The 9716-nt window shown below is 73.5% G+C and carries 9 protein-coding genes; all 9 read left to right on the top strand.

Features of this window, described 5'->3' with window-relative positions; all coding sequences use genetic code 11:
• Positions 1-152 precede the first annotated feature (152 nt).
• On the top strand, positions 153-1991 hold the full coding sequence (gene iolD / locus IEZ10_RS38195) for a 3D-(3,5/4)-trihydroxycyclohexane-1,2-dione acylhydrolase (decyclizing) (RefSeq protein WP_189251378.1): 1839 nt from the start codon (positions 153-155) through the stop codon (positions 1989-1991).
• Positions 1991-2971 (top strand): inorganic phosphate transporter, encoded by a 981-nt coding sequence (locus IEZ10_RS38190; protein ID WP_189251377.1) that lies wholly within the window; start codon positions 1991-1993, stop codon positions 2969-2971. Before iolD ends, IEZ10_RS38190 begins: the two co-directional genes overlap by 1 nt.
• Positions 2968-3627, top strand: coding sequence for a DUF47 domain-containing protein (locus IEZ10_RS38185; protein WP_229812093.1), 660 nt, complete (start codon positions 2968-2970; stop codon positions 3625-3627). The genes IEZ10_RS38190 and IEZ10_RS38185 overlap by 4 nt, the downstream gene beginning before the upstream one ends.
• A gap of 88 nt (positions 3628-3715) precedes the next feature.
• A complete protein-coding gene (locus IEZ10_RS38180) occupies positions 3716-5542 on the top strand; it encodes an ABC transporter permease (protein ID WP_189251375.1) in 1827 nt (608 codons plus the stop codon).
• The gene (locus tag IEZ10_RS38175) at positions 5543-6664 is read left to right on the top strand and encodes an ABC transporter ATP-binding protein (protein ID WP_189251374.1); all 1122 of its coding nucleotides are present in this window, start codon (positions 5543-5545) and stop codon (positions 6662-6664) included.
• The gene (locus IEZ10_RS38170) at positions 6661-7425 is read left to right on the top strand and encodes an HAD family hydrolase (RefSeq protein WP_189251373.1); all 765 of its coding nucleotides are present in this window, start codon (positions 6661-6663) and stop codon (positions 7423-7425) included. Before IEZ10_RS38175 ends, IEZ10_RS38170 begins: the two co-directional genes overlap by 4 nt.
• Positions 7416-8219, top strand: a complete 804-nt coding sequence (locus IEZ10_RS38165) for an inositol monophosphatase family protein (protein ID WP_189251372.1) — start codon at positions 7416-7418, stop codon at positions 8217-8219. The genes IEZ10_RS38170 and IEZ10_RS38165 overlap by 10 nt, the downstream gene beginning before the upstream one ends.
• Positions 8216-9001: a Cof-type HAD-IIB family hydrolase gene (locus tag IEZ10_RS38160; RefSeq protein ID WP_229812092.1), complete on the top strand. Its 786-nt coding sequence runs from the start codon at positions 8216-8218 to the stop codon at positions 8999-9001. The genes IEZ10_RS38165 and IEZ10_RS38160 overlap by 4 nt, the downstream gene beginning before the upstream one ends.
• A gap of 153 nt (positions 9002-9154) precedes the next feature.
• Positions 9155-9716 (top strand): aldehyde dehydrogenase family protein (locus IEZ10_RS38155; RefSeq protein ID WP_189251379.1); only part of this gene is annotated, 562 nt, incomplete at its 3' end.

The raw sequence follows: 9716 nt of genomic DNA, 5'->3' as shown, positions 1-9716 counted from the left end.
GTCCTGGCCGGGCCCGCCGAGAAGCGGACCATGGCCTGCGCCGACGATCCCCGGCACGCCTGGGTCCGCTCCTCCTGGGCCGAGCAGGCGATCGACCCGCGCGTGGCGCGCCGCGTCACCGAGATCCGGAGCGGACTTACCGGAGGTACCCCATGAGGCTCACCACCGCGCAGGCGCTGGTGCGGTTCCTCGCGAACCAGTGGACCGAGCGCGACGGCGCCGAGCAGCGGCTGATCGCCGGATGCCTCGGCATCTTCGGCCACGGCAACGTGGCCGGCATCGGTCAGGCCCTGGCCGAGCAGGGCGCCGGCACCGGCGGAGCGCTGCCGTACTACCCGGCCCGCAACGAGCAGGCCATGGTGCACACCGCGGTCGGGTTCGCCCGCACCCGCGACCGGCTGTCCACCCTGGCCTGCACCACCTCGATCGGGCCCGGCGCGACCAACATGGTCACCGGCGCGGCGCTGGCCACGATCAACCGGCTGCCGGTGCTGCTCCTGCCCGGCGACGTCTTCGCCACCCGGGCCGCCGGCACGCTCCTGCAAGAACTGGAGGACCCCCGCAGCCCGGACGTGTCGGTCAACGACACCCTGCGGCCGGTGTCGCGGTTCTTCGCCCGGATCGACCGGCCCGAGCAGCTGCCCGCGGCGCTCCTGGCCGCGATGCGGGTGCTGACCGACCCCGCCGAGACCGGCGCGGTCACCCTGGCCCTGCCGCAGGACGTGCAGGCCGAGGCCTTCGACTGGCCCGAGGAGCTGTTCGCCCGCCGGGTGTGGCACGTGGCCCGGCCGGTGCCCGAACCCGCCGCGCTGGACCGGGCGCTGGAGATGCTGCGCCGCTCCCGGCGGCCGCTCGTCGTGGCCGGTGGCGGGGTGAAGTACAGCGGGGCGTGCGAGACGCTGGCGGCGTTCGCCGCCCGGCACGGCGTGCCGGTGGCCGAGACCCAGGCGGGCAAGGGCGCGCTGCCGCACGACCACCCGTGCGCGGTCGGCGCGATCGGGCACACCGGCACCGCCGCGGCCAACACCCTGGCCCGCGAGGCCGACCTGGTCATCGGGGTGGGCACCCGCTACACCGACTTCACCACCGCCTCGCGCACCCTGTTCGGCCAGGCGGCGTTCCTCAACGTCAACGTCACCGCCTTCGACGCCGCCAAGCACTCCGGGGAGACACTGGTGGCCGACGCCCGCGAGGCGCTGGGGGCCCTGTGGCCGGACGGCTGGCGGGCCGAGACCGACTGGACCGACCGGGCGGCGAGCCTGGCCGCCGGCTGGCGGGCCGAGACCGACCGGATCTACGGCGGGACCGAACTGACCCAGCCGGTGCTGCTCGGCGTGCTCAACGAGATCGCCGCGGACGGCGTGGTGGTCAACGCCGCCGGGTCGATGCCCGGTGACCTGCACAAGCTGTGGCGGGCCGCCGATCCGGGCAACTACCACGTCGAGTACGGCTACTCCTGCATGGGATACGAGATCGCCGGCGGGCTGGGGGTGAAGCTGGCCGCGCCGGAGCGGGAGGTGTTCGTGCTGGTGGGCGACGGCTCCTACCTGATGATGGCCCAGGAGATCGTCACCGCCGTGCAGGAGGGCGTCAAGCTCGTCGTCGTCCTGGTGGACAACCGCGGCTTCGCCTCCATCGGGAACCTGTCGGAGGCGGTCGGCGCGCACCGGCTGGGCACCGCCCACCGGACGCGCGGCCCCGCCGGGGAGCTGGACGGCCCCTACCTGCCGGTGGACCTGGCGGCCAACGCCGCCAGCCTCGGCGCCGACGTGCTGCGCGCCACCGACCGGGAGTCGCTGCGCGAGGCGCTGGTCAAGGCGCGGGAGGCCGACCGGACCACCGTCGTGTACGTCGAGACGGTCCCCGGCCCGGCGCCGGACACCACCGCCTGGTGGGACGTCCCGGTCGCCGAAGTGTCGCGGGACCCGGTGACCAGGGCCGCGCGGGAGCGCTACGAGGACGCCAGACGCGACCAGCGCCCCTACCTGTGATGGGCTGGACGGCGGCGTTCGCCGCGACGGCGATCCTCTTCGTGCTGATCAGCGGGGCCAACGACGGGGCCACCCTGATCGGGCTGGGGCTGCGGTTCCCCCGCGCGCCGGGATGGGCGGTCACCGCGCTCCTCGCGGCGGTGCTGTTCGCCGGGCCGTACGTCATGGGCGTCGCGGTCGCGCGGACCTTCACCGGGAGGCTCACCGAGCTGGACGCCCCCGGCGGCGCGGCGGCGTTCCTGGCCGGAGTGGTGATCGCGGTGGCGGTGGTCGCCGTCCTGTCCGGCCGGGGACTGCCGACCAGCCTGACGCTCGCGGTGATCGGCGGCATCACCGGGGCGGGGCTCGGCTCGGGACTGCCGGTGTCGTGGTCGGGGCTGGCCACCGTGCTGGCGGTCGGGCTCGGCGCGCCCCTGGTCGGCCTGGCCCTGGGCTACGCGCTGGGGGCCGTCTCGCGCCGGGTGCCGTCCAGCAGCCGGATGCCCCGGCTCGTGCTCGCCGCCCACCTGCTGGCCTACGCGGCCCAGTGCGCGGCCTACGCGGTGAACGACGGCCAGAAGATGATCGCGGTGGTGAGCGTCGCGGTCCGTGTGGGCCACGACGGGCCGGGAGCGGTCGGGCCCGTCGAGGTCCCCCCGGCGTGGATGGCCGTCCTGGTGGCGCTGTTCCTCGCCGGCTCCCTGAGCAGCCTCACCCGCGTGGGGGAGCGGCTGGGCCGCGGGTTGGTCATCACCCGGCCGCTGCACGTCGTCTCGGCCGAGGCGGCGGCCACCAGCGCCGTCCTGGGCAGTTCCGCCCTCGGCAGCCCGGTGAGCATGACCCAGTCCATCACCGCCGGCGTCGTCGGCGTGGCGGCGAGCGAGGGAAGCAGGAGGGTGCGATGGCAGAGCGTGCTGAGCATGGGCACCGCGTGGCTGGTCACGCTCCCGGCGTCGATGACGCTGGGTTGCCTGGCCGGGCTCGCGCTGAGGCTGCTGTGAGCGGCGCGGCCGGGCGGGCCCGGCGGTTCTCCCGGGCCTGGGACGATCTACGGGGCCGGTCGGGACGGCGGGTGATGGACCTGGTCCGCGGGCAGGTCACCGTCGCGCGGGCCGGGGCCGTACTCGCCTGCTCGACGGCCTCCGGCGAGATCGACCGGTCCGCCGCGCGCACCCGGATGGCCGAGGTGGAGCACGAGGGCGACGCGGCACGGGCCGAGCTCGTCCGGGCCCTGCTGCGGACCCTGGCCACCCCCATCGACCGGGAGGACCTGTTCCGGCTCTCCCGCTCGGTCGACGACGTCCTGGACCACCTGCGCGACTACGTGCGCGAGGCCGACCTGTTCGGTCCGGCGGACCTCTCCTTCGCGGCCGAGCCGCTGCAGGCGGTGATCGACGGACTCGACGAGCTGGACCGGGCCCTGCCGAAGGTGGTCGACGACCCCGGCTCGGTCACCGTGGCCGTGCTGGCCACGCGGAAGGCGTGCAACCGGGTCCGCCAGCTCTACCAGGCCCGGCTCACCGAGCTGTTCGCCGGGCCGCTGGAGATGGACACCCTGCGCGAGCGCGAGCTGCTCTCGCGGCTGGACGCGGTGGGCCGGCGGCTGGGCGAGTCCGCCGACGCGCTCGCCGACGCGATGCTCAAACGAAGTCACTGACCGCAACGGACCCGCGAGGGAGCGAAGTCCGCAAGACGGGCGGACCACACACCGCGGTGGCCCCCGTGACCCCCCGAAGGAAGTGTCCATGGCTGTTCTCACCAAGACAGAGCCGCCGCCCGCCCCGCCGAGACGGCGCAGGCTGGTGTACCGGCTCCGCGTACTGCGCCACGACCCCACCGCCGCACTCGGCCTGATCCTCGTCATCCTGCTCGCCTACCTCGTGGTGGCGCCCCTGGTCGCGGTGATCTCCGACGCCTTCCGCCTGCAGTACGGCGACGACGTGCACGCCGGGCAGCGGGCCGGCGAGTGGACCGGCTACTACCTGTGGCGGGTCTTCCGCTCCCAGATCAGCGGCCTGCTGTTCTGGGAGCCGCTGCTCAACACTCTGGTCGTCGCGGTGGGCACCACGCTGTTCGCGCTGATCCTCGGCGGCGGCATGGCGTGGCTGGTGACGCGGACCAACGTGCCGGGCCGCAAATGGCTCGCCGGCGCGCTGGTGGTCCCCTACATGCTGCCGTCGTGGACCTTCTCCCTGGCCTGGCTGTCACTGTTCAAGAACGAGCGCGCCGGCGGGCAGGTCGGCTTCCTGCAGGCCCAGGGCGTCCACACGCCCGACTGGCTCGCCTACGGCGCGCTGCCGATCATCGTCACGCTGGGGCTGCACTACTACCCGTTCGTGCTGCTCCTGGTCGGCAACGCGCTGCGCCGCATCGACGTGCAGCTGGAGGACTCCGCGAGGGTCCTCGGCGCCCCGCGGCGCGTCGTCATCCGGCGGATCGTGGTGCCGCTGATGCTCCCGGCGCTGTCCTCGGCCGTGCTGCTGGTGATCGGCCGGGTGCTCGGCACCTTCGGCACGCCGTACGTCCTGGGACTGCCCGCCGACTACCGGGTGCTGTCCACCGGGCTCTTCCAGTCGATCCGGGACCGCAGCACCGGCGTGGCCTCCGTGATCGCCACCGTCATCGTGGTCATCGGGGTGCTGATCGTCTTCACCGACATGCGGCTGATGAAGGAGCACCGCCGGTTCGTCACCGTGGGCGGCAAGGGCGCGATGGACCGGCTGAGCGACCTGCGCGGCCGGCGCTGGCTCGCCTTCGCGCTGGGCCTGCTGGTCTTCACGGTGAGCGTGCTGGTGCCGGTGCTCACACTGCTGCTGTCCACGGTCACCCGCACCCCTCTCGACCTGTCGACCTTCACCCTCGACTACTGGTTCGCCGAGCGGCTGCCCGGAGCGGTCGGCTTCCCGCACGGGGTCCTGCGCGGCTCCGAGCTGTGGGAGGCGGCCTGGAACTCGTTGCGCGTCGTCGGCCTGGCCTCGCTGGTCTGCGCGGTCGCCGGCCTGCTGATCGGGTACGTCGTGGTGCGCGGGACGGCCCCGCGGATCGCCGGCTTCCTGCGTCAGGTCTCCTTCCTGCCCTACCTCGTCCCCGGCATCGCGTTCGCCGCCGCCTCGCTGTCGCTGTTCGCCGTCGCCCGGGGCCCGGTCCCCGCGCTGTACGGCACGACGTTCCTGCTGATCCTGGTGATGGCCGTGACGCACCTGCCGTACAGCTCGCGCTCGGGCATCGCGGCGATGACGCAGCTCGGCCGGGAGCCCGAGGAGGCCGCGCAGATCGCCGGGGCGTCCTGGTGGCAGCGGATGCGCCGGATCATCTTCCCGATCCAGAAGGGCGCCCTCGTCACCGGCATCGTGCTGCCGTTCATCTCCGGGCTCAAGGAGCTCAGCATTGTGATCATGCTCACCACCACCGGGACGCAGCTGCTGACGACGCTCTCGATCGGTCTTGTGGACTACGGATACACCCAGCTCGCCAACGCGGTCGTGCTCATGATCGCGCTGGTCTCCTTCACCATGACGTACCTGACCCAGCGCCTGACCAACAGCAGCCTGGCGTCCGGCCTAGGAGGATAGATGCCGGCCATCACGTTGCGCGGAGTCGCCAAGAGCTACGGCGGTGGCGACTACGCCGTGAAGAACCTCGACCTCACCGTTCCCGACGGCGCGTTCATGTGCCTGCTCGGCCCGTCCGGTTGCGGCAAGACCACCACGCTGCGGATGATCGCGGGACTCGAACAGCCGACGGCGGGCACCATCGCCGTCGGCGACCGGGTCCTCGACTCCGTCGAAGGCGGCCTCTACGTCCCCCCGGAGAAGCGCGGCATGGGACTGGTCTTCCAGAACTACGCGCTCTGGCCGCACCTCTCGATCCGGGAGAACGTCGAGTTCGGCCTGCGCATGCGCAAGGTCCCCGCCGCCGAGCGACGGTCGCGGGCCGAGGCGGCGCTGCGGATGGTCCACGTCGACGCCGCCATGGACCGCTACCCCTCCCAGCTCTCCGGCGGCCAGCAGCAGCGCGTCGCGCTGGCCAGGATGCTGGCGGTCAACCCCTCGGTGCTGCTGCTCGACGAGCCGCTGTCCAACCTCGACGCCCGGCTCCGCCTGGAGATGCGCGCCGAGCTCAAACGCATCCACGAGGAGTCCGGCGCGACGATCGTCTTCGTCACCCACGACCAACTGGAGGCCCTGACCATGGCCACCGACATCGCCGTCATGAACGACGGAGAGCTGCAGCAGCTCGCCGCCCCGATGGACATGTACGCCAGGCCGGCCAACCGGTTCGTCGCCGAGTTCGTCGGCAGCCCGCCGATGGCGATCATCGACGTCGGCCCCTCACCCACCGGGCTGGCCGCCTCCCTGCTGCGCTTCACGGAGGCTCGCTCGACGCGGGTCCCGCCCGCCGCCGTCGGCATCCGGCCGGAGGCCCTGCGGCTGGGCGCGCCACCCGCCTCCGCCTGGCACGAGGAGGCGCTGGTCGAGGCCGTGCTGCCGGCCGGCTCCTCCTGGACGGTACGGCTGCGCGTCCTGGACACCGAGATGTACGCGCTCTCCTACACCCCGGTCCAGGCCGTCCCCGGTGATGTGCTGACCTGCTGGACCGAGGAGATGCACCTGTTCGACGCGGACGGCGTGCGGATCCCCGCCGAGGACTCCTCCGCCGACTCCTCCGAGGACAGGGTGGAGGCGGGCGCATGATCCGGCCCAAGGCACTGCTGCTGGACTTCGGCGGGGTGATCGTGGAGACCGCCAGGCGTCCCTCCTGGGCGGCCGAGCTCGCCGCGGAGGTGCACGAGATGCTCGGCCGGGCCGGCTTCACCGGCCTCGGGGCCGACGAGGTCGAAAGCGACATCAGGGCGGGCGCGCGCGCCGACTCCTACTGGAAGGACTCCACCTCCCGGCAGCTCGCCCCCCGGGAGATGACGCACCGCGGGTTCTGGGCCGACTACGTCGCGGCCGACTGGCCGGAGCAGGCCCGCGCGCTGGTGACGGCCGAGGCGACCCCGCTGTGCCGGCGGATGGGGGAGCTGCGCAGCGACCGGAAGGTCCGCCCCGGCATGGAGGACCTCCTGGCCGCCTGCCGGGAGCACGACGTCCGGCCCGCGGTCGTCAGCAACGCGCTGTGCGGGACCGTCCACCGTGACTATCTGGCGGGCAGCGGCCTCGACCGCGAGATGGCCGTGCAGGTCTACAGCGACGAGGTCGGCGTCCGCAAACCCAACCCCGAGATGATCTGGATCGCCTGCCGGGCGCTGGGCGTCGACCCCGGGGACGTCTGGTACGTCGGCGACAACCACGACCGCGACGTCGTCTGCGGCGCCCGCGCCGGGGCGGGGGCCACCGTGCTCATGGTGTCCCACAGCACGGAGAAGGTCCCGTACCCGGTGCGGCAGCGCCCCCAGGCCACCGTCGAGAACCCGTACGGCCTGCTGAGCCTCCTGGAGGAGACATGGATGTGAACACCTCGCGAGAGCTGGCCGCCATCGCGGCCGAGGCGGCCAGGGCGGTCGGCGACCGGCTCAGGGGCGCCTTCCGCTCCCGCCCCGAGGTGCGGACCAAGCGCGACTTCCACGACCCGGTGACCGAGCACGACAAGGCTGCCGAGGAACACATCCGCGAGATCCTCGACCGGCGCTGCCCGGACAGCGTCGTGGTGGGCGAGGAGGGCGGGTCCCGGGGAGAGGGCGAGGTCAGCTGGTACGTCGACCCCATCGACGGCACCGCGAACTTCGCCGCCGGCCTGCCGTTCTTCTGCACCTCCATCGCGGCGGCCGTGGACGGCGAGGTGGTCGCGGGCGTCGTCTACGACCCGGTCCGCGACGACGAGTTCACCGCCTGGCTCGGCGGGGCCTTCTGCAACGGCGAGCCGATCCGCAGCTCCGGGGCGCGCACGGACCGGGAGGCGATGCTGCTGTCGAGCTACCCCAGCCCGCGCGACCTGGGATGGGAGGGGGACGCGGCGCTGCACCGCTTCGCCCGGATGGTCGGGGCCTTCGCCTCCACCCGCCGGCCGGGCAGCGCGGCGCTGAAGCTGGCGCACGTCGCCGCCGGATGGGCCGACGTCGCCTACGGCACGTACGTCAACGCCTGGGACGTGACGGCCGGGTCGTTGCTGGTCAGGCAGGCCGGGGGCGTCTACATCCCGCTGGCCGGCAGCGTCTTCGTCCCCGGCGGCTATCTCGCCTGCGTCGGCGGGTTCGACCTCGCGGGCTCGGTGATGGCCGAGGTCGTCCCGGCGGGGTGGAACGCGTGATCCGCTGGATCGTCACCGACCTGGACGGCACGCTCGTCGGGCGGGACCTGGCCATGGTGCCCGCCAGCAGGGACGCCCTGCACCGCTTCCGCGAGGCGGGCGGAGAGGTGATCATCGCGACCGGGCGGATGGAGCGGTCGGCGCGCCGCTACTACGACGAACTCGGTCTGGAGGGGGCCGCGATCCTCTACAACGGCGCGCGGACCGTGAACCTCGCCATGGGATCCGTGCTGCGCTCCCGCCACCTGCCGGAGGCGGCCTGGAAGACGCTGCTCGGCCTGTTCGAGGAGCTTCCCGAGGGCGTCCACCCGGTGGTGTTCTCCGGCGGTGAGGCGCTGGCCGTGCACGACGCGCCCGAGTTGCGTGACTTCGCCAGGCGGGACGGGATCACGCTGCGCGACCCGGGCGACTGGACGGCGGTGCCGCCCGGCGGGGTCACCAAGTGCATGCTGATCGGTGACCCGCTGCCCGGCTGGGAGATCGAGGGGACCGTCATGGTGCAGTCCGAGGCGACCTACCTGGAGGTGCTGCCGCCGGACGCGACCAAGGGAACCGCCCTCCGGGAGCTGGCCGTGCTCCGGGGCGTGCCGATGGAGCACATCGCGGCCGTCGGGGACAACCCCAACGACATCGACATGATCGCGGCGGCCGGACTCGGGGTCGCGGTCGGCGACGGGCACCCCGACGTCCGGGCGGCGGCCGACGTCGTGGTCGGGGCGTGCGCGGACGGAGCCGTCGCCGAGGTGGTGGAGATGGCGCTCAGGGCCAACGCGCGGCCCTGAGGCCGGGCCCGGGGCCGGCCACCGGCCGGACCCGGCACCGGGGCGGCGGGCACCGGCCGTCGCCCCGGCCCCGGCACCTGAATTCGTCAACGTGGAGACCGGCGCGCCGCGGGCGCGCGGAGGACAGCGTGCCGTGGGCGCGCGGGAAGCGGGATCGTGAAGAACATCACCCACTGGATCGGCGGAGCCACCGCCGAGGGCTCCGGCCGTACCTCCGACGTCTTCGACCCGGCGACCGGGACGGTCGCCGGACGGGTCCACCTGGCCGCGGCCGAGCAGGTCGACGAGGCGGTGGCCGCCGCGGCGGCGGCCTGGCCCGCCTGGCGCGACACCTCGCTGGCCAAGCGCACCCGGGTGCTGTTCCGCTTCCGCGAGCTGGTGGACGCCCACGCCGGCGAGCTGGCGGCGCTGATCAGCGCCGAGCACGGCAAGGTCCACTCCGACGCCCTGGGAGAGGTGGCCCGCGGCCTGGAGGTCGCCGAGTTCGCCTGCGGCATCCCGCACCTGCTCAAGGGCGGCTTCTCCGAGGGCGTCTCCACCCGGGTCGACTCCTACTCGATCCGCCAGCCGCTGGGCGTGGTCGCCGGGATCACCCCGTTCAACTTCCCCGTCATGGTGCCGATGTGGATGTTCCCGATCGCGATCGCCTGCGGCAACACCTTCGTCCTCAAGCCGTCCGAGCGGGACCCGTCGGCGTCGCTGCTGATGGCCGGGC

This window comes from Streptosporangium pseudovulgare (assembly GCF_014648055.1).
GTDB classification, from domain to species: Bacteria; Actinomycetota; Actinomycetes; order Streptosporangiales; family Streptosporangiaceae; genus Streptosporangium; species Streptosporangium pseudovulgare.
Note: the sequence above shows the minus strand (reverse complement) of the source record. Positions and strands in the feature narration are given on the sequence as shown.

Coding starts and splice junctions, on each gene's coding strand:
- iolD (WP_189251378.1), top strand. CDS start 153: ATGAGGCTCACCACCGCGCAGGCGCTGGTGCGGTTCCTCGCGAACCAG.
- IEZ10_RS38190 (WP_189251377.1), top strand. CDS start 1,991: ATGGGCTGGACGGCGGCGTTCGCCGCGACGGCGATCCTCTTCGTGCTG.
- IEZ10_RS38180 (WP_189251375.1), top strand. CDS start 3,716: ATGGCTGTTCTCACCAAGACAGAGCCGCCGCCCGCCCCGCCGAGACGG.
- IEZ10_RS38175 (WP_189251374.1), top strand. CDS start 5,543: ATGCCGGCCATCACGTTGCGCGGAGTCGCCAAGAGCTACGGCGGTGGC.
- IEZ10_RS38170 (WP_189251373.1), top strand. CDS start 6,661: ATGATCCGGCCCAAGGCACTGCTGCTGGACTTCGGCGGGGTGATCGTG.
- IEZ10_RS38165 (WP_189251372.1), top strand. CDS start 7,416: ATGGATGTGAACACCTCGCGAGAGCTGGCCGCCATCGCGGCCGAGGCG.